The organism is Aeromicrobium sp. JP4 (assembly GCF_054957925.1).
The window spans coordinates 2,501,440-2,519,068 of the sequence record NZ_CM143290.1; the positions used below are offsets into that span (position 1 = coordinate 2,501,440).

Genomic DNA, 17,629 nt, shown 5'->3' on the forward strand with positions numbered 1-17,629 from the left:
CCCGCGGCGTCACATGGAACAATGGCCGCGTGAGCGAGCTGATCGACACCACCGAGATGTACCTGAGGACCATCTTCGAGCTGGAGGAGGAGGGGATCATCCCGCTGCGGGCCCGGATCGCCGAGCGCCTCCACCAGAGTGGCCCGACGGTGAGCCAGACGGTGGCGCGCATGGAGCGCGACGGGCTGCTCACGGTCGAGGGCGACCGTCACCTCGAGCTGTCCGAGCGCGGCCGCTCGCTGGCCACCCGCGTCATGCGCAAGCACCGCCTGGCCGAGCGCCTGCTGACCGACGTCATCGGCCTCGAGATCGAGTACGTGCACGAAGAGGCCTGCCGCTGGGAGCACGTCATGTCCGAGCAGGTCGAGCGCCGTCTCGTCGCGCTGCTGGGCCACCCCACCGAGTCGCCCTACGGCAACCCGATCCCCGGACTCGGCGAGCTCGGCGAGGTTGTCCGCCCGGCCGAGTTCCTCGACGGCGTCGAGTCGCTGCTGACCGCTGCGGTCGGCACCGAGCCCGTGCGCGTGGTCGTGCGCCGCATCGCCGAGGAGCTCCAGAAGGACACCGAGGTCATGTCGGTCCTGCGGCGCGTGGGTGCGCTCCCGGGCAACGACGTCCTCGCCTCGCGCGGCCACGACGGACTCGTCGTCGCGCGTCAGTCCGAGACCGCCGAGATCGACGCCGAGGCAGCCGCCCACATCTTCGTCTCGCGCTGAGTCGTCCGTGCCGCCCGCCCCGACCCCGGCGAGGGGTTGGCCCGGGGCTGGCAGGATGTTCCCATGACCTTCGGTGCGCGCGTGCGTGGCTGGTTCCAACGCACGGGCTCCGAGGCGCTCGGCTGGACCCTCGTCGTGCTGGGCATCGTCATGCTGGTGATGCCCGGGCCGGGTCTGCTGGGCATGTTCGCCGGCATCGCGCTGCTGGCCCGCCACTACACGTGGGCCGACCGGCTCGTCGAACCGCTGGAGGAGAAGGCGATCGAGGCCGCGAAGTACGGCGTCGCCACGATCCCGCGGATCATCGTCAGCGTCCTGGGCATCCTCTGGGTCGCCGGCGTGGGCCTGGTCTGGTTCCTCTCGCCGACGATCCCCGAGTTCGAGATCCTCGGCGTCGGCTTCGGCCCCGAGCTGCCCGCCGCGGGGCTGGTGGGCGCGATCGGGATCTGGATCTCCGACCTGATCGCCATCGTGCTGCTCGTCTACAGCATCCGGCGCTGGCGCTGAGGTCGTCGGCCCCGTCTACGGTGGGGCCATGAGTGCGATCGATCCCGCCACCGTCGAGCTGGGCCTGGACACGTTCGGGGACGTCAGCCTCGGCGAGGACGGCACCCCCGAGCACCACGCCGTCGTGCTGCGGAACGTCGTCGACCAGGCCGTGCTGGCCGACCAGGTGGGGCTGAGCTTCATCGGCCTGGGCGAGCACCACCGCGACGACTTCGCGATCACCGCCCCCGACGTCGTGCTGGCCGCGATCGCCTCGCGCACCGAGCGGATCCGCCTCGGCTCCGCGGTGACGGTGCTCAGCTCCGACGACCCCATCCGCGTGTTCGAGCGCTTCTCCACCCTCGACGCGCTCTCGAACGGTCGCGCCGAGGTCATCCTGGGCCGCGGCTCCTTCACCGAGTCCTTCCCGCTGTTCGGCTTCGAGCTGGAGGACTACGAGCGGCTCTTCTCCGAGAAGCTCGACCTCTTCGCGCAGATCCTCACCGAGGAGCCGGTGACGTGGTCGGGATCGATCCGGCCCCCACTCACCGACCAGGTCATCTACCCGCCCACCGAGTCGGGTCGCCTCAAGGTCTGGATCGGCGTGGGCGGCACCCCGCAGTCCGTCGTGCGCGCCGCGCACTACCGGCTGCCGCTCATGCTCGCGATCATCGGCGGCCCGCCGGCGCAGTTCGTGCCGTTCGCGAACTACTACCGCGAGCTGCTCGCCGCAGACGGCGTCGATCCGCTGCCGGTCGGGATGCACTCGCCCGGCTACGTCGCCGACACCGACGAGCAGGCCCGCGACGAGCTCTTCACCCACTTCCAGGCGCAGCGCGACCGCATCGGGCGCGAGCGCGGCTGGCCGCCAACCACCCGGATCCAGTTCGAGCGCGACGCCAGCCCCGAGGGCGCCCTGCACGTCGGATCGCCCGAGACGGTGGCGCGCAAGATCGCCACGAACCTCAAGGCGCTGGGGATCAGCCGGTTCGACCTCAAGTACGCGAACGGCGCGATGCCCCACCACCAGCTGATGCGCTGCATCGAGCTGTACGGCACCCGGGTTGCGCCGCTCGTGCGCGACATGCTCGCCTGACGGCTGCCTCTACGCTGGCGGCCATGGAGTCGATCCTGATCGCGGTGCTCGTCGTGGCGGCCATCGTGGCCGCCTCCGTGGTGGCCCCGCGGATCGGCACCGCCGCCCCCCTGGTCCTGCTCGGCATCGGCCTGGTCGTGAGCCTGCTGCCGTTCACGCCGGAGTTCGTCATCGATCCCGAGCTGATCCTCGCGGGGCTGCTGCCGCCCCTGCTCTACTCGGCCGCGGTCAACATGCCGACGATGGACTTCCGGCGGGACTTCCGCACCATCAGCGGCCTCTCGGTACTGCTGGTCGTCGTGAGTGCCCTCGGGCTCGGCGTGGTCTTCACGCTGCTTATCCCCGGGATCGACTTCGCACTCGCCGTGGCGCTGGGGGCGATCGTCAGTCCCACCGACGCGGTGGCCACCTCGATCGCGAAGCGGCTCGGCGTCCCGTCACGCGTGATCACGGTGCTGGAGGGCGAGAGCCTGCTGAACGACGCGACCGCGCTGGTGCTGCTCCGCACGGCGGTGGCGGCCACGGCCGCGGGCGTGAGCTTCGGCGCGATCCTGGTCGAGTTCGTGTGGGCGGTCGTCGGGGCCGTCGCGATCGGGTGGGTCGTCGGCACGGTGGTGCTGCGCCTCCGCGCCCGGATCGAGGACGCGGCCGTCAGCACCGCGATCTCCTTCACGGTGCCGTTCGTCGCGTTCCTCCCGGCCGAGCACCTGGAGGCGTCCGGCCTCGTCGCCGCCGTCACGGCGGGGCTGGTCACGGGCCACGGCCAGGCGAGGCACCTCGGGCCGAAGCAGCGCCTCTCCGACCACCAGAACTGGCGCACGATCGAGGTGCTGCTCGAAGGGCTGGTCTTCCTCATCATGGGCCTGGAGGTCTCGGCGCTCGTCCGCGATGTCGAGGACACGACCGAGGGCGGCGTGGCGCGTGCCGCCGTGCTGGCGGCGATCGGTCTCGTCGTCGCGCTGGGGATCCGGGCGTTCTACACGCTCTCGATCGTGCTGATGGAGCGCCGCCGGATGCGACGGACGCCCCAGCTGCGCGAGGCGATCGACGAGTGGACCACGAAGGTCGAGCACAGCGAGCACCCTCGAGCCGACCGGTTCCGCCGGCGACTGCGGCGCGCCTCGCACGACATCGACTTCTACGACGCCGCCCGGTTCGGTCGGCGCGAGGGCTTCATCCTCGTCTGGGCGGGCATGCGCGGCGCGGTCACGCTCGCGGCGGCCCAGACGCTGCCGACCGACACCGAGAACCGCTCGCTGCTCGTGCTCGTCGCCTTCTTCGTCGCACTGACCTCGCTCGTGGTGCAGGGCGGCACGCTGGGCTGGTTCGTCCGGCGCCTCGGCCTGGCCGGGCGGGCGCACGGCGCCGAGCAGGAGTGGACGCGACTCGACGACCGCATGCGCGACGCGGCGCGTGACGTGCTGGACGACGCCGAGCTGCCGCCCGAGCTGTCGGGTCTGCGCGAGCGGTTCACCCGGACGCTCGACGACGACACCTACGACCCGAGTGTCCTGAGCGACGTGCGGCTGCGGGTGATCGAGCGCCAGCGGGAAGTGCTGCTCCAGGAGCGGGCCGAGGGCACGTTCAGCAGCGAGGTCCTCACCCGGATGCTGGCGAAGCTCGATGCCGATCAGATCAGCATCGAGCTCCGCCGCACGGGCGACGAGGTCTGACCGTCAGGCCAGCGCCTTCGCCTTGAGCTGCTCGTACTCCGCGGCGGAGATGGCGCCGGAGTCCAGCAGCGCCTTCGCCGAGGCGATCTGGTCGGCCGGGGCGGACCCGGCGACGTCACGGATGTAGGCGTCGTTCTGCTCCCGCAGCGCCATCATCTTGGCGCGCTGACGGTCGGCCATGCCGCCGCCCCGCGCGATGAGGTAGACCAGCGCGGTGAGGGCCGGCACGAAGATCAGGAAGAAGACCCAGATGGCCTTCGTCCAGCCCGAGGCCTCGCGATCGCTGAAGAGGTCGGCGATGACGTTGAACAGGACCATCAGGTACGCCATGAAGAAGAACACCGAGATCGTCAACCACAAGAAGTCCCAGAAGCTGTCCATTGAGGTGTGTCCTTCGCTCTCCCGGGCCCACGGCCCCTGTGACGACTGTCGTCACGCCTTCATCATGGCCGGACGCGAGTCCCGCCGGGTCATCCGTGAGGGGTGACTCGCCGAACGGGATTGTGGGCAACACGACGCGTGCCGCACTTGTGTTGAGGATGTGACTCATGTGACTGTTGAGGCGTCGTGACGTCCGGTCGGCCCCACTCTTCCCAGGGGCCGGTGGGTCGGGCGCACGGGGGGTGTGTCTGCACCCGGACCACGCCGATTCTTCCCCCAAACTCGGCGTGCAGGTGCCGCGCCGGAGGTCCCGTTCCCCATGGGCGCTCCGGCGCGGCATTCCCCTTCAGGGCTGGTCGCGCCCGAGTCCCGCCTCGCGCGCCCGGATGATCGCCTCGGCCCGGTCGGCGGCGTGCAGCTTGGCGTAGATCGAGGAGACCGCGTTCCGCACGGTCTTGTTGGAGACGAACAGCTCGGCCGCGATCGCGTCGTTGCTGCGTCCCGCGGCCAGCAGGTCGAGCACGGCTCGCTCCCGCTCGGACAGGTCGGGGAACGGGTGCTCCGGGCGGTGCCGAGTGCGTCCGGCGAAGAGCCCCGCGACCCGGGCCGCGACCGATGCCCCGAACACCATCCCGCCGCCGGCGGTGGCCAGGATCGCGCGATGGACCTCGGCCGCGTCGGCTCCCTTCAGCAGGTACCCCGAGGCGCCGGCGCGCAGCGAGCTCAGGATCGTGTCGTCGTGCTCGTTCATCGTCAGCATCAGCACGCGGACGCCGTCGTGCCGGCCGGTGATGTGGCGCGTCGCCTCGATCCCGTCGAGCACGGGCATCTGGATGTCCATCACGACGACGTCCGGCGGGTCGGCGTCGACCACGTGGATGGCCTCGCGGCCGTCACCGGCGGTGCCCGTGACCGCGATCCCGTCGATCGCGCCGAGCAGGGCGACCAGCCCCTCACGCAGGATGCGGTGGTCGTCCACGACCACCACGCGCACCGGCTCGCTCATGGCTCCATCCTCCCGTGCAGCGGCAGTCGCGCGGTGACGATCGTGCCCCCGGTCTCGGGGCAGCGCAGCTCCACGCTGCCACCGAGCTCGGCGGCCCGCTCCCGCAGGGAGACCAGGCCGATCCCGGGACGGGCATCGGCCGCGATGCCGACGCCGTCGTCGGCCACCTCCACGACGAGCTCGTGGGGGTCGGCGCTGAGCGAGACCGAGCAGGTCCGGGCGTGCGCGTGCCGCAGGGTGTTGTTCATGGCCTCCGAGGCGATCCGGAAGGCCGCCACCTCCACGGCGGCCGGCAGCCCGCCGTCGATTGAGGCCGTCACGCGTACGTCGACGGCCGCGTCGGCGTGCTCGGCCAGCTGGGTCAGAGCGCCCACGAGACCCCGGTCGTCGAGCGCGGGCGGTCGCAGGTCGTGCACGAGGCGGCGTACGTCCTTGATGATCTCTTGCACGACGTCGCGGGTCTCGGCCAGCTGCTCGTCGGCGGATGCCGGGTCGGACGCCACCGTCAGCCGCGCCGACTCCAGCCGGAAGACCACGGCCGAGAGGGAGGGACCGAGGCCGTCGTGGAGGTCGCGCCGGATCCTGCGCCGCTCCTCCTCGCGGGCCAGGACGAGTCCCTCGCGACTGCGCTGCAGCTCGTCGCTGAGCTGGCTGGAGCGGATGGCGGCCGCCGCCTGGCGGACGACGTCGGCCAGCAGGACCTCGTCGCGCGCCGTGAGGTGGTTGCGCACGCCGTGTGCCGGCAGGGTGAGCCGTCCGATCGTGCGCGACCGGTAGGCGATGGGGAACGACCGCACGTGGTCGGGGCGCTCGCCCCGCGAAGCGACGAGGCGCTCGCCGGCCGAGCGGTCGACCTCGACCTGCACGAACGACAGGCCGAACGCCGTGGAGACCGCCTCGACGACCGCGCCCAGCTGGGCGCCGTCGTCGTCGGAGCGCTCGAGCGTCGACGCGAGGCTGGAGACGACGGCGTACGGGTCGCGCCGGTCGCCCAGCACGGCACGCCGGACCCAGGCCTCGATCCGCAGGCGCATCGGGCCGTAGAGGATCGCCGCGAGCAGCAGCACGAGCAGGACGACCTGGCGCTCGCCGAAGGCGTCCCCGAGGGTGGCCGAGATGATCGCCAGCGCGAGCAGGTCTACCAGCACGATGACGACGCTGATGCCGCCGTAGACCAGGGTGCGGACCAGCAGGTTCTCCACCGAGACGATGTCGGGTCGCACGATCGCGATGACCATGGCGACCGGCCCCACCAGCAGCGCGGCGCCGAGGAAGAACGAGTTGAGCACCGTGACGTCCACGAGCAGGCTCGTGGCGATCAGCAGGACCATCACCAGGACGGCCCACGCGAGCCACCGCATCCGCTCGCGCTCGGCATCGCGGGACGCGCGGTACCGCGCCATCACCGTGACCAGGGCGAGCACGAATCCGAGGCTGCCGAGGACCCACGAGGCGGTCACGACCTGCTCTGCCACGGGGCGCAGCGCCTCGATGGACGTGGGGTCGGTGTCGACCCCGGGAACGAGCGCCGCCAGTGACGCGTCGATCTCGCCCTGGGTGCTGGGCACGACGACGAACAGGACCAGGCCGGCTCCCATGAGGGCCAGGCTCGCCCATCCCGCGGCGCGCCAGCGGCCCCGCGGAAGGCCGTCGGGGAACAGCAGGAGGACGGCCGCGGCGTTCATGGGCAGCACGGCGGTGAAGCGGAAGAGGAACCACAGCACCCAGGTCAGGCCCGGCAGGGCCTCCTGCTCGAAGACGGCGAGCCGGACGTAGGACTGCGCCAGTCCGTCGAGGATCCACAGGAAGCCGAGGCCCACGAGTGCCCAGCCGATGGGGTGACGGCGACGGTGCCACAGCACGACGACGCCGAGCCCGGCCTGGATCAGCCCCATGGCGGCGAACGTCCAGCCGGGCTCCTCGGTCCACTCCGGGATCGGGGCGTCGCCGACACGCAGGTCCAGCGCGACGGCGACGGCGAAGAGCGCCGTGCCGACGCCGAGTGCGGCGAGCCCGCCGACCGGGACCTGCGTGGACCTCATGCGTAGATCATGGCGGCGGTTCGCGTCCGAGGGGAGCGAACCGCCGCCTTGGCGATCGATCAGCGAGGTCACCGGCTGCCGCGGTCCCCGAAGGCGAACCCGAGGGCGACGAGGACGACCATGACCGAGCCGGTCCAGCCCGCCATGTACTGCAGGGGCGCGACGGTCAGCAGCAGCGAGAGCGTGCCCAGGATGCCGGCCGCGATGCCCATCCAGGCGCGGACGACCCCCTGACGCCAGGCCCGGAACAGGGCCCAGCCCGTCAGCCCGGTGAGTCCCCAGACCCACGGCACGGTGGCGATCCAGTGGTTGTACACGGTGGCGGCCTCGGGCACGGCCAGGGGCGTGTCCCCAGCGACCCCGAAGATGAACTCCGTGTTGAGCACGGTGCCCATCAGCACGACGAGCGCCGTCCCGAGGATGCCGAACGAGGCTGTCCCCGGCACGAGGCTCTCGCGGCCGAGCCCGGCGCGCAGCCGCCGGTGCAGGCCGAGACCGAACGGCACGAGCGCCAGGACGGTGAGCGTGGCCACGACGTGGAACGTGATCAGCTGTGGGACGTGGCCGTTCAGCGAGGCGATGACGCCATCGGCCTCCTGCACCTTCCCGTCGACGTAGGCGGCGCCGGCCTCCGCGCTGAGCATCGTCGTGGCGAAGCCGCCGACGCCGGCGGCGACGCCCGCGAGGGCCCAGGCGCGGCCGGGGCGGGTGGCGGCGTCCTGCGGGAGGTCGTCCCGGACTCGCTGCTCGGTGGTGATGTGAGTGGTCATCGTGATTCCTTCCAGGGGGGTGATGGAACCACCGTGGACGGCGAGGAGTCCCGCGCGACAGGGACAGCGCGGCACGATGCGCGGGACATCGGGGGAGGGTGCCTCATCCGGCCGGGGTGATGCCTTGCCTGCGGCGGAACGCCATGTTGGGCAGAACGCACCGGCTCGTGTCCCCTGCGTACGCAGGTGGCGGGTCGCTGCCCGACCAGACGGGGCCCGGGACGCCGACATGGGACTGATCCTCTCGATCTTGATGCTGGGCCTGATGGCGAGCCTGTCCCCGGCCACGATCGTGGTGTTCATCGTGGTGCTCGGCACGGCCAGGCCCCGGGCCAACGCTGCGGGGTTCCTCCTGGGCTGGGCGACCTCGCTGACCGTCGTCTTCACGCTCAGCTACCTGGTCGGATCGTCGCGGAGCGTCCAGCACGGTGGCGGCCGGACCGGCGTGATGGTCTTCCAGGTCCTGGTGGGATGCGCGCTGCTCGTGGTGAGCGCCCGCCAGTGGCGGCGTCGAGGGGTCGTCTCCCACGCCGGTCCCGCCGCGGGCTCGCAGAAGATGCTCGGTCGCCTCCGCGACCTTCGACCGGGCGGCGCGCTGCTGCTCGGGGTGCTCAAGCAGCCGTGGGCGATCACGACGGCCGCGGCCGTGTTCGTCGTCCATCACCACACGCAGGCCCTCGTCACCCTCATCGCCTTCGCGTGCTTCACGGTGGCTTCCACCGCCAGCGTGGGACTGATGTACGTCTACTACGCCCGGCGCCCCGTCGAGGCCGAGGCGTACCTGAACCGGCTTCGCAGCCGAGCGATCGCCTCCGGGCCGGTCGTGTTCGCCGTCGCAGCGCTGCTCCTCGGGACCCTCCTGGTGCTCGACGGTCTCCTCGGGCTCGCCGGCTAGGCGAGTCATCCCACGAGGGTGAGTCTTGACCGCCGTGGGGTGCCTAGCGTGGGGGAGGCCGGTGACCAGGACGACCTCGGAGGCAACGATGTCCGAAGCCCCGATGACGCGTCGGGACGCCCCCGAGCGAGCGCCCCTGGTGCTCGCCGCCCTGATCGTGGTCGCTGGCGTGGCCAACCTGAACCTCTCCGTGGCCAACGTCGCCCTACCGTCCATCGGCAAGGCCTTCGACAGCTCGCAGACGACGCTGAACCTGGTCGCCGTCGGCTACTCCCTCGGCCTCGCCGCCTCCGTGCTCTACCTGGGAGCGGTGGGTGACAGGTACGGCCGCAAGCTGATGCTCCTGCTCGGCATCGTGCTGTCGGTCCCGGCCTGCCTCCTCGCGGCCTTCGCGTGGGACGACTGGGTGCTGGTGGTGGCCCGGATCCTGGGCGGCCTCTCCGCCGGCATGGCCTACCCCACGACGCTGGCTCTCATCGCCGCGCTGTGGTCCGGACCCGGACGCACCAGGTCCATCGCCCTGTGGTCGGCGCTGGGCGGGGCCATCGCCGCACTGGGCCCACTCGTTGCCGGGTGGCTGCTCCAGCACTTCTGGTGGGGATCGGTCTTCCTGATCACCCTGCCGCTCGCGGTCGTGGCGCTGGTGATGGCCTGGGTGCTGGTTCCCTCCCACGTCAACGAGTCGAGCGAGCCCGTCGACAACCTTGGGGGGATCCTGTCGGTCGTTCTCGTCGCCGCCCTCGTGCTGTCGATCAACTTCGCGCCGGTTCCCGGGAAGGGTGCTCTCGTGGCGGGCCTCGGGCTGATCGCCGTCGCGGCGACAGTGGCGTTCGTGTGGCGGCAGCGCCGGGCAGCCAATCCCCTGTACGACCTCGACATCGCCAGGAGGCGCGTCTTCTGGGTCGCCGCGTGCGCGGGGATCATCGTCTTCGGGTCGCTGATGGGTGCGATGTTCATCAGCCAGCAGTACCTGCAGAACGTCGTCGGCTACGACACCGTGGAGGCTGGTGCGGCCTTCCTCCCGGCCGTCGTCTTCATGGTCCTGGTCGCGCCACGGTCGGCGAAGCTCGTAGAGGCGCGAGGGGCGCGGACCACCTTGCTCACGGGCTACGTCTTCCTGTTCCTCGGCTTCCTGTCCATGCTGCTGCTCTGGGAGGAGAACACCCCCTACTGGCAGATCGCCCTCGCCTACGCCTGCCTGGGCATCGGCGTCGGACTGGCCGGGACCCCTGCGTCCCACTCCTTGACCGGTTCCGTGCCGGTCCACCGAGCGGGCATGGCCTCCGGGACCGCCGACCTGCAGCGCGATCTCGGGGGCGCGATCATGCAGTCGCTCTTCGGCGCTCTGCTGACCGCGGGATACGCGAGCTCCTTCAGTCAGGCCATCGCGGCGTCTCCTTCGGGGCAGCAGGCCTCGTCGGACGTGCAGTCCGAGCTCACGAAGTCCTTCGCGAGCGCCGAGCAGATCGCCCAGCAGCACCCGACCTACGCCGACCAGATCACGGCTGCGGCGAGAACGGCGTTCCTGCAGGGTGACGACTGGGCCTATGCGGCTGGTGCGTGCGCGGTGCTGATCGGGGCCGCGCTCGTCTTCCTCGCGTTCCCCCGCCACGAGGCCGAGAAGGAGCTGCTGCGCCGCTACGAGGCCGAGGACGCAGCCGCCTGATCCGGTGGTGCCCCCGAGAGGATTCGAACCTCCGACCTGCGGTTTAGGAAACCGTTGCTCTATCCCCTGAGCTACGGGGGCGCACCGGTCCATCTTTCCACGAGTCGGGAGACGGATGCGTCGTGCGGGTCCACTCATGGCCCCTGTGGCGCACGTGGCACCCATACCCGTCTCACGATGCGGATCGCCGCCGTAGACTCGGTGGGTGCGGATCCTGCTGACCGGCGCCAACGGCGTCATGGGACGAGCGACGATCCCGGCACTACAGAATGCCGGACACCAGGTCGTCGGGCTCGTGCGTTCACCGTCCGCCGCTCGCCTCGTTCAGTCGGCCGGGGCCACGGCGATCCACGGCGACGTCCTCGACCGTGACTCGCTGATGAAGGCGATGCGCGGCTGCGACGGGGTGATCAACTTCGCCACGCAGGTCCCGGTGGGGGTCAAGGCGATGCTCCCGGGCTCGCTGACCCGCATCAACCGGATCCGCACGGTGGGAGCCGGCCTCGTGGCCGACACCGCGATCGAGTCCGGGGTCGGGCTGATGGTCCAGCAGAGCCTCAGCCACATCTACGTGGCCCGCGGGGACGAGTGGATCGACGAGTCCACGCCGATCGACGTCACGATGGTGACCGAGCCGCTCACCGTGGCCGAGCAGCACGCGCAGCGCGTGGAGCAGGCCGGGGGAGTCACGGTGCGCCTGCGCTACGGGCTGATCTGCGGCGACGACCCCAACTCCCAGTTCCTCGTGCGGCGGGCGCGCAAGCGGCGTCCCATCGGGCTGGGCGATCCCGACTCCTGGATGCACGTCGTGCACCCGCTCGACGTCGGGACCTCCGCCGTCGCCGCACTCGGGGCACCCAGCGGCGCCTACAACGTCGGGGCCGAGCCGCTCAAGCGCGTGGACTACGTCAACGCGATCGCCCGCGCGGCGGGCCACAGCGAGGGACGGTTCTTCCGCCGCTGGCTGTTCAGCGTCACCGCCGACAAGCTCGAGCTGCTGGCCCGATCGCAGCGGGTGACCTCGCAGCGGTTCATGGACCTGGCCGGCTGGAAGCCCGTGCGTCCCGTCCTGACCCCGGAGTGGTTCCGTGGCTGAGCGCTCCGAGACCGAGGCCGAGCGGCGCGCCCGGATCGAGCGAGCGGCCCGCCTGCTCGGGGACATGATGCCCTCGACCACGCGGGACGAGAGCCCCGAGGGCTGGGGCGACGACGCGAAGGGCACGTCGCGCGATGACGAGCTGCTGCGCGACGTGCCCCCTCACCACGGCACGGACTGAGTCCTAGAGCGTCGGGTCCCCACCGGGCTGGCGCTGGAAGGAGCCGCCACCGAGCGCGTCGCGGATCTCGCGCAGCAGCAGGATGTCCTCGCTGGGACCCTCCGGCTCCTCCTCCTCGCCCTTCGCCAGGCGCTCCATCAGGTGCTTGGACGGCAAGACGAAGACGAAGTAGACGACCGCAGCGGTGATGACGAACGTGATGATCGCGTTGATCACCGCGGCCAGGTCGATGATCGTCTTCGGGTTGCCGTCGACGATCTGGTACGAGAGCCCCTTGACACTGGTGCCGCCGAGGGAGTTGATGATCGGCTCGATGATGGCCCCGGTGAAGGTGGCCACCAGCGCGGTGAACGCGGTGCCGATGACGACCGCGACGGCGAGGTCGACGATGTTGCCGCGGAACAGGAAGTCCTTGAAGCCCTGGAGCATGGCTCTCCTCATGGGTCGGTGGAGGGGTCTCCTCCAACACTAGGGCGTCAGCGTGGTCGCTGACGACCCACCACGACGGCGGTGAGGCGCGACGTCACCGACGCCCGCGCGACCTCCGTGGCCACGCGAGGCGGTGCCGCCACGCCCAGCACGGCCGTCTCGCGGTCGGGATCCGACCGCACCGTGATCACCTCGACCGCCTCGGCCACCGGGACGGCGCGTCCCTCGTCGCCCACGGCGAGCAGGTCGACCGCGTCGCCGGACCTGAGCAGGCTCCCGGTGGCGGAGGGCACCTCGACGGTGGCCAGGACCCGGCCCTCGCCGAGGTCGCGCGGGTCGACGACGCGCCGGTCGGTGAGGACCTCGCCCGCGCGCATGGGGCCCGCGAGTGCGCGTCCGATCGCGTCGGGCCGATCGATCGATCCCGCGGGGACGGCGTCGAGCGGGAGGCGCTGGGTCCGCAGGTCGGCAGGGCCGACGGCGGATCCGCCGGCCAGGTCACGGGCGGCGACGAGCACCTCGCGGGTGTCGGGGGAGCGGGTGACGGCGCCGATGGCCGCCCACACGGCCAGCCCGGCCAGGGTGGCGGCGAGCACCCGCCGGTGGATCAGGACGAAGCGGGCGGCCGATTCCATGCGGCGAGGCTAGACAGGATCACGCGGTGCCGGCGCGGGCCGTCCACAGCCTCGGCGAGGGAGGGGGTCAGGCGGCGCCGGAGCCGGTGGAGCCGCTCGACGAGCTCGAGGAGGACGAGCCGGAGCTGGAGGAGGACGACGAGGAGGAGCCGGCCGAGGAGCCGCCACCGGAGCGGCTGTCGGTGCGGTAGAAGCCCGAGCCCTTGAACACCACGCCCGCGGCCCCGAACACCTTGCGGAGGTCTCCACCGCAGGAGGGGCACGTCGTCAGCGCGGCGTCGGAGAAGCTCTGCTTGATCTCGAGCTCTTCGGCACAGTCGGCGCAACGGTACTGGTAGGTGGGCACGACGAGAAGGATACCGTTCACCTCCCACCGCTATCGTTGAGCATCCACGTTCCCGACCTGAGGACCCACCCACTGTGACCGAATGGCTTCTGCTGTTCACGTCGTTCCTGTTGATGCTCGCCTGCGGTGTCTTCGTCGCCGCCGAGTTCTCCTTCGTCACCGTCGACCGCGCCACGATCGAGCGCGACGCAGCGGCCGGCGACCGCGGTGCCGAGGGGACCCTCAAGGCGCTGCGCACCCTCTCCACCCAGCTGAGCGGTGCCCAGCTGGGCATCACGATCACCAACCTCGCCATCGGCTTCCTGGCCGAGCCCGCGATCGGCCGGCTCCTCCACGACCCGCTGACCGCCATCGGTCTGTCCGGTGGTGGGCTGAGCGTCGCCTCCTACGGCATCGCGCTGGTGCTCAGCACCATCGTCACGATGCTGGTCGGTGAGCTGATCCCGAAGAACCTGGCCCTCTCCCTGCCGCAGCGCACCGCCGCGGCGACGCAGTGGCCCCAGCGCGCGTTCACGCACGCGATGGCGTGGCCCATCCGTGGTCTCAACGCGATGGCCAACCGCACCCTGGAGTGGCTCGGGGTCGAGCCCCAGGAGGAGCTGCGCTCGGCGCGCTCGCCGCTGGAGCTGCGGTCCCTCGTCCTGCGCTCGGCGCAGGAGGGTGCCATCGACGACGAGACGGCCGAGCTCGTGGCGCGCAGCATCGCCTTCGGCGACCGCACCGCCGCGGATGTCCGTACGCCGCGCGTCCGGGTGCACTTCCTCGAGGAGCGCGACACCGCGATGGACCTCATCGAAGCGGCGCGCCAGACCGGCCACTCGAAGTTCCCCGTGATCGGCCGCTCGGCCGACGACGTCGTCGGCGTCGTGCACGTGAAGCAGGCCGTCGCAGTCGATCCCGACCGGCGCCGCTCGGTGCGTCTGTCCGAGATCGCCGAGGCCGCCGCCACGGTGCCCGACACGCTCGAGCTCGATCCGCTGCTGGTCCAGCTGCGCGACCAGAACAACCAGATGGCGATCGTGGTCGACGAGTACGGCGGCACCGACGGCATCGTCACGCTGGAGGACCTGGTCGAGGAGATCGTGGGCGACATCGCCGACGAGCACGACCGGCTCTCCGAGCGCAGCCGCCACCGTCGCGACGGCACGTGGTCGCTGTCGGGCCTGCTGCGCCCCGACGAGGTCTTCGAGCAGACCGGCGTGATGCTGCCCGAGCACGAGGACTACGAGACGATCGCCGGCCTCGTGCTGGAGCGCCTCGGCCGGCTCGCCGTGCGCGGCGACGTCGTGACCCTCGAGGTCGACTCCACCCCCGAGAACGACGAGGACGACGCGGAGCCGCTGACGGTCCACCTCACGGTCGAGCGGCTGGAGGGCCGGCGGATCGACCGCCTCGCCCTCACGATCGACTCCGACACCGAGGAGGCCGGCCGATGAGCGGATGGCCCGCGCTGGCACTCACCCTGCTGCTGCTGATCCTCAACGCGCTGTTCGTGGCGGCCGAGTTCGCCCTGATCTCGGCCCGTCGCACGCAGCTCGAGCCCGAGGCCCAGGCCGGCAAGCGCTCGGCCAAGCTGGCGCTGAAGGCGATGGAGAACGTCACGCTCGCGATGGCCGCGGCGCAGCTCGGCATCACGATCTGCTCGCTGGGCCTCGGTGCCATCAGCGAGCCCGCGATCGCCCACCTGCTTGAGCCTCTCTTCGAGTACCTGGGCGTGCCGCACGGATTCGTGCACCCGATCTCGTTCGCGATCGCGCTCACCCTCGTGGTGTTCCTGCACGTCGTCTACGGCGAGATGGTGCCGAAGAACATCGCGCTGGCGGCACCCGATCGCGCCGCGCTCATCCTCGGCCCCTTCATGCTCGCGGTGATCGCCGTCCTCAAGCCGCTCGTGGTGTCGCTCAACGCGATCGCCAACGCGGCGGTGCGTCTCGTGGGCATCGAGCCGAAGGACGAGGTCGCCTCCACCTTCACGCACGACGAGGTCGCCGGGCTGGTGGAGGAGTCGCGCCGTGAGGGCCTGCTCGACGAGGACGAGTACGGTCTCGTGAGCGGCGCCCTGGACTTCCACGAGGGCACCGTCGCGCAGGTGCTGCTGCCGCGCGACGGCCTGGTGACGATCGCCCCGGGATCGACCCCGGTCGACGTCGAGGACGCGTGCGCCCGCACCGGCTACTCGCGGTTCCCGGTGGCCCGGGAGGACGGCGAGCTGACGGGCTACCTGCACATCAAGGACGTGCTGGAGACCGACGACACCTCACGCGTGCGCCCGATCGCGGACAAGTGGCTCCGGCCCCTGTCCACCGTGGCGGTCGGCAGCGGCCTGTACGACGCGCTGCGCACCATGCAGGCCAAGGGCTCGCACATGGCGCGCGTGGCCGACGCGAGCGGCGTCGTCATCGGCGTCGTCATGCTCGAGGACGTCCTGGAGGAGCTCGTCGGCGAGATTCGCGAGCAGGTCTGAATCCCCCGGATCGCTGGCAGTGACGTTCCGGGGGTCGACACGCCGTGTTCGACCCCGCGAACGTCACTCCCAGCGCTGCCCGCACCGCTCGCGGCGGGGTCGGCGGACGGCCCTAGGATTGGTCCGTGGCCCCCGAGACCCCTGAATCCGTAGCCGAGACCAACCACGACACCGTCATCGTCGTCGACTTCGGCGCGCAGTACGCCCAGTTGATCGCGCGGCGCGTGCGCGAGGCGAAGGTCTTCTCCGAGATCATGCCGCACACCGCGACGTCCGAGGAGATCCTGGCCAAGAACCCGAAGGCCGTGATCCTCTCGGGCGGGCCGTCGTCGGTCTACGAGGAGGGCGCACCGCAGCTGCCCGTCGGCCTGGTCGACTCGGGCACCGCCGTCTTCGGCATCTGCTACGGCTTCATGGCGATGGCGCAGGCGCTCGGCGGCCAGGTCGCCCGCACCGGCCAGCGCGAGTACGGCCGCACCAACGTCTCGGTGCTCGAGCCGGGCACGCTGCTCAACGGCCTGCCGGCCCAGCTCGTCAGCTGGATGTCCCACGGCGACGAGGTCGTGCGCGAGCCCGAGGGCTTCACCCTCAGCGCCAGGAGCGACCGGGCCACGGTGGCGGCGTTCGAGAACACCGACCGCCGGCTCGCGGGCGTGCAGTGGCACCCCGAGGTCATGCACTCGGAGTTCGGCCAGAAGATCCTCGAGCACTTCCTGTTCGACATCGCGGGGTGCTCGCCCACGTGGACCAGCGCGAACATCGTCGACGAGCAGGTCGAGCTCATCCGCCAGCAGGTGGGCGACGCGCGCGTCATCTCGGCGCTCTCGGGCGGCGTCGACTCGGCCGTCTCGACCGCGCTCGTGCAGAAGGCGATCGGCGACCAGCTGACCGCCGTCTTCGTCGACCACGGCCTGCTGCGCCAGGGCGAGGCCGAGCAGGTGCGCCAGGACTACGTCGCCGCGACCGGCGTCGACCTGAAGGTCGTCGACGCGAAGGACCAGTTCCTGGGCTTCCTCGAGGGCGTCACCGACCCCGAGGAGAAGCGCAAGATCATCGGCCGCGAGTTCATCCGCACGTTCGAGGCCGCCGAGCGCGAGGTCCTCGCGACCCCGGGCGCGCCGGTCAGGTTCCTGGTGCAGGGCACGCTCTACCCCGACGTCGTCGAGTCCGGCGGCGGCGAGGGCGCGGCCAACATCAAGAGCCACCACAACGTGGGCGGCCTGCCCGAGGACCTGGAGTTCTCGCTCATCGAGCCGCTGCGCACGCTGTTCAAGGACGAGGTGCGCCAGGTCGGCCGCCAGCTCGGCATCCCCGAGGCGATCGTCTCGCGTCATCCGTTCCCGGGCCCGGGCCTGGCGATCCGCATCGTCGGCGCGGTGAGCGAGGAGCGCCTCGAGATCCTGCGCCGTGCCGACGCGATCGTCCGCGAGGAGACCACGGCCGCGGGTCTGGACTCCGAGATCTGGCAGTTCCCGGTGGTCCTGCTGGCCGACGTCCGCTCGGTCGGCGTGCAGGGCGACGGACGCACGTACGGCCACCCGATCGTGCTGCGTCCCGTCTCCAGCGAGGACGCGATGACCGCCGACTGGAGCCGCCTGCCGTACGAGCTCCTCGAGCGGATCTCCACGCGCATCACGAACGAGGTCGACGAGGTCAATCGCGTCGTCCTCGACGTCACCAGCAAGCCCCCGGGAACCATCGAGTGGGAGTGACGGAGCCGGGCGCACGCGCCTGATCCGGCTCTCCG

The 17,629-nt window shown here is 71.2% G+C and carries 18 protein-coding genes and 1 tRNA gene; 11 read left to right on the forward strand and 8 right to left on the reverse strand.

The annotated features are described in order from the left end of the window. Positions 1 to 29 precede the first annotated feature (29 nt). The 4 genes from ACY1JX_RS12240 to ACY1JX_RS12255 all read left to right on the forward strand — a co-directional run bounded on the left by ACY1JX_RS12240 (position 30) and on the right by ACY1JX_RS12255 (position 3,971). Positions 30 to 716 (forward strand): metal-dependent transcriptional regulator, encoded by a 687-nt coding sequence (locus ACY1JX_RS12240; RefSeq protein ID WP_078700024.1) that lies wholly within the window; start codon positions 30 to 32, stop codon positions 714 to 716. 63 nt (positions 717 to 779) lie between these two features. After that, positions 780 to 1,223, forward strand: coding sequence for a PGPGW domain-containing protein (locus ACY1JX_RS12245; RefSeq protein ID WP_286931178.1), 444 nt, complete (start codon positions 780 to 782; stop codon positions 1,221 to 1,223). A gap of 28 nt (positions 1,224 to 1,251) precedes the next feature. After that, positions 1,252 to 2,298 (forward strand): LLM class flavin-dependent oxidoreductase, encoded by a 1,047-nt coding sequence (locus ACY1JX_RS12250; protein ID WP_462564128.1) that lies wholly within the window; start codon positions 1,252 to 1,254, stop codon positions 2,296 to 2,298. A gap of 23 nt (positions 2,299 to 2,321) precedes the next feature. Then, the gene (locus ACY1JX_RS12255; protein ID WP_286931182.1) at positions 2,322 to 3,971 is read left to right on the forward strand and encodes a cation:proton antiporter; all 1,650 of its coding nucleotides are present in this window, start codon (positions 2,322 to 2,324) and stop codon (positions 3,969 to 3,971) included. 3 nt (positions 3,972 to 3,974) lie between these two features. Here the strand turns inward: ACY1JX_RS12255 and ACY1JX_RS12260 are convergent, their stop codons facing one another. The 4 genes from ACY1JX_RS12260 to ACY1JX_RS12275 form a co-directional block, all read right to left on the reverse strand. Then, on the reverse strand, positions 3,975 to 4,352 hold the full coding sequence (locus ACY1JX_RS12260) for an SHOCT domain-containing protein (protein ID WP_286931184.1): 378 nt from the start codon (positions 4,350 to 4,352) through the stop codon (positions 3,975 to 3,977). Positions 4,353 to 4,698: 346 nt separating this feature from the next. After that, positions 4,699 to 5,358, reverse strand: a complete 660-nt coding sequence (locus tag ACY1JX_RS12265; protein ID WP_462564129.1) for a response regulator transcription factor — start codon at positions 5,356 to 5,358, stop codon at positions 4,699 to 4,701. Further along, positions 5,355 to 7,400, reverse strand: a complete 2,046-nt coding sequence (locus ACY1JX_RS12270; RefSeq protein WP_462564130.1) for a sensor histidine kinase — start codon at positions 7,398 to 7,400, stop codon at positions 5,355 to 5,357. Before ACY1JX_RS12270 ends, ACY1JX_RS12265 begins: the two co-directional genes overlap by 4 nt. A gap of 68 nt (positions 7,401 to 7,468) precedes the next feature. Further along, the gene (locus tag ACY1JX_RS12275; RefSeq protein ID WP_462564131.1) at positions 7,469 to 8,170 is read right to left on the reverse strand and encodes a hypothetical protein; all 702 of its coding nucleotides are present in this window, start codon (positions 8,168 to 8,170) and stop codon (positions 7,469 to 7,471) included. 229 nt (positions 8,171 to 8,399) lie between these two features. On the opposite strand from ACY1JX_RS12275, the gene ACY1JX_RS12280 reads away from it, so the two are divergent. Continuing rightward, positions 8,400 to 9,065: a GAP family protein gene (locus ACY1JX_RS12280; protein ID WP_462564132.1), complete on the forward strand. Its 666-nt coding sequence runs from the start codon at positions 8,400 to 8,402 to the stop codon at positions 9,063 to 9,065. Positions 9,066 to 9,168: 103 nt separating this feature from the next. Further along, positions 9,169 to 10,731: an MFS transporter gene (locus ACY1JX_RS12285; protein ID WP_462564133.1), complete on the forward strand. Its 1,563-nt coding sequence runs from the start codon at positions 9,169 to 9,171 to the stop codon at positions 10,729 to 10,731. A gap of 5 nt (positions 10,732 to 10,736) precedes the next feature. Here the strand turns inward: ACY1JX_RS12285 and ACY1JX_RS12290 are convergent. Continuing rightward, a tRNA-Arg gene (locus tag ACY1JX_RS12290) sits at positions 10,737 to 10,812 on the reverse strand. 124 nt (positions 10,813 to 10,936) lie between these two features. Between ACY1JX_RS12290 and ACY1JX_RS12295 the strand changes: the two genes are divergently transcribed. Together ACY1JX_RS12295 and ACY1JX_RS12300 are read left to right on the forward strand one after the other, a co-directional pair. Then, on the forward strand, positions 10,937 to 11,827 hold the full coding sequence (locus tag ACY1JX_RS12295) for an NAD-dependent epimerase/dehydratase family protein (protein ID WP_181752859.1): 891 nt from the start codon (positions 10,937 to 10,939) through the stop codon (positions 11,825 to 11,827). Beyond that, the gene (locus ACY1JX_RS12300) at positions 11,820 to 12,008 is read left to right on the forward strand and encodes a hypothetical protein (RefSeq protein WP_462564134.1); all 189 of its coding nucleotides are present in this window, start codon (positions 11,820 to 11,822) and stop codon (positions 12,006 to 12,008) included. Before ACY1JX_RS12295 ends, ACY1JX_RS12300 begins: the two co-directional genes overlap by 8 nt. 3 nt (positions 12,009 to 12,011) lie before the next feature. Here the strand turns inward: ACY1JX_RS12300 and mscL are convergent, their stop codons facing one another. The 3 genes from mscL to ACY1JX_RS12315 all read right to left on the reverse strand — a co-directional run bounded on the left by mscL (position 12,012) and on the right by ACY1JX_RS12315 (position 13,418). Then, positions 12,012 to 12,437: a large conductance mechanosensitive channel protein MscL gene (mscL, locus tag ACY1JX_RS12305; RefSeq protein WP_462564135.1), complete on the reverse strand. Its 426-nt coding sequence runs from the start codon at positions 12,435 to 12,437 to the stop codon at positions 12,012 to 12,014. Positions 12,438 to 12,484: 47 nt separating this feature from the next. Next, entirely contained in the window at positions 12,485 to 13,072 is a 588-nt protein-coding gene (locus tag ACY1JX_RS12310) for an SAF domain-containing protein (RefSeq protein ID WP_462564136.1), read from the reverse strand. A gap of 67 nt (positions 13,073 to 13,139) precedes the next feature. Beyond that, positions 13,140 to 13,418, reverse strand: a complete 279-nt coding sequence (locus tag ACY1JX_RS12315; RefSeq protein ID WP_462564137.1) for an FmdB family zinc ribbon protein — start codon at positions 13,416 to 13,418, stop codon at positions 13,140 to 13,142. A 74-nt stretch (positions 13,419 to 13,492) separates the two neighbouring features. Here ACY1JX_RS12315 and ACY1JX_RS12320 point away from each other — a divergent pair, with 74 nt between their 5' ends. The 3 genes from ACY1JX_RS12320 (at position 13,493) to guaA (ending at position 17,594) form a co-directional block, all read left to right on the forward strand. Beyond that, positions 13,493 to 14,854 carry a hemolysin family protein gene (locus tag ACY1JX_RS12320; protein WP_462564138.1) on the forward strand — a complete coding sequence of 454 codons (1,362 nt, stop codon included), beginning with the start codon at positions 13,493 to 13,495 and terminating at the stop codon, positions 14,852 to 14,854. Then, positions 14,851 to 15,882, forward strand: coding sequence for a hemolysin family protein (locus ACY1JX_RS12325; protein ID WP_462564139.1), 1,032 nt, complete (start codon positions 14,851 to 14,853; stop codon positions 15,880 to 15,882). Before ACY1JX_RS12320 ends, ACY1JX_RS12325 begins: the two co-directional genes overlap by 4 nt. A 125-nt stretch (positions 15,883 to 16,007) precedes the next feature. After that, the gene (gene guaA, locus ACY1JX_RS12330) at positions 16,008 to 17,594 is read left to right on the forward strand and encodes a glutamine-hydrolyzing GMP synthase (protein WP_078700040.1); all 1,587 of its coding nucleotides are present in this window, start codon (positions 16,008 to 16,010) and stop codon (positions 17,592 to 17,594) included. The last annotated feature ends 35 nt before the right edge of the window (positions 17,595 to 17,629 follow it).

Excerpts from the sequence above, each read along its gene's own strand:
- ACY1JX_RS12245 (WP_286931178.1), top strand. The coding sequence starts at position 780 with ATGACCTTCGGTGCGCGCGTGCGTGGCTGGTTCCAACGCACGGGCTCC.
- ACY1JX_RS12250 (WP_462564128.1), top strand. The coding sequence starts at position 1,252 with ATGAGTGCGATCGATCCCGCCACCGTCGAGCTGGGCCTGGACACGTTC.
- ACY1JX_RS12255 (WP_286931182.1), top strand. The coding sequence starts at position 2,322 with ATGGAGTCGATCCTGATCGCGGTGCTCGTCGTGGCGGCCATCGTGGCC.
- ACY1JX_RS12260 (WP_286931184.1), bottom strand. The coding sequence starts at position 4,352 with ATGGACAGCTTCTGGGACTTCTTGTGGTTGACGATCTCGGTGTTCTTC.
- ACY1JX_RS12265 (WP_462564129.1), bottom strand. The coding sequence starts at position 5,358 with ATGAGCGAGCCGGTGCGCGTGGTGGTCGTGGACGACCACCGCATCCTG.
- ACY1JX_RS12270 (WP_462564130.1), bottom strand. The coding sequence starts at position 7,400 with ATGAGGTCCACGCAGGTCCCGGTCGGCGGGCTCGCCGCACTCGGCGTC.
- ACY1JX_RS12275 (WP_462564131.1), bottom strand. The coding sequence starts at position 8,170 with ATGACCACTCACATCACCACCGAGCAGCGAGTCCGGGACGACCTCCCG.
- ACY1JX_RS12280 (WP_462564132.1), top strand. The coding sequence starts at position 8,400 with ATGGGACTGATCCTCTCGATCTTGATGCTGGGCCTGATGGCGAGCCTG.
- ACY1JX_RS12285 (WP_462564133.1), top strand. The coding sequence starts at position 9,169 with ATGACGCGTCGGGACGCCCCCGAGCGAGCGCCCCTGGTGCTCGCCGCC.
- mscL (WP_462564135.1), bottom strand. The coding sequence starts at position 12,437 with ATGCTCCAGGGCTTCAAGGACTTCCTGTTCCGCGGCAACATCGTCGAC.
- ACY1JX_RS12310 (WP_462564136.1), bottom strand. The coding sequence starts at position 13,072 with ATGGAATCGGCCGCCCGCTTCGTCCTGATCCACCGGCGGGTGCTCGCC.
- ACY1JX_RS12325 (WP_462564139.1), top strand. The coding sequence starts at position 14,851 with ATGAGCGGATGGCCCGCGCTGGCACTCACCCTGCTGCTGCTGATCCTC.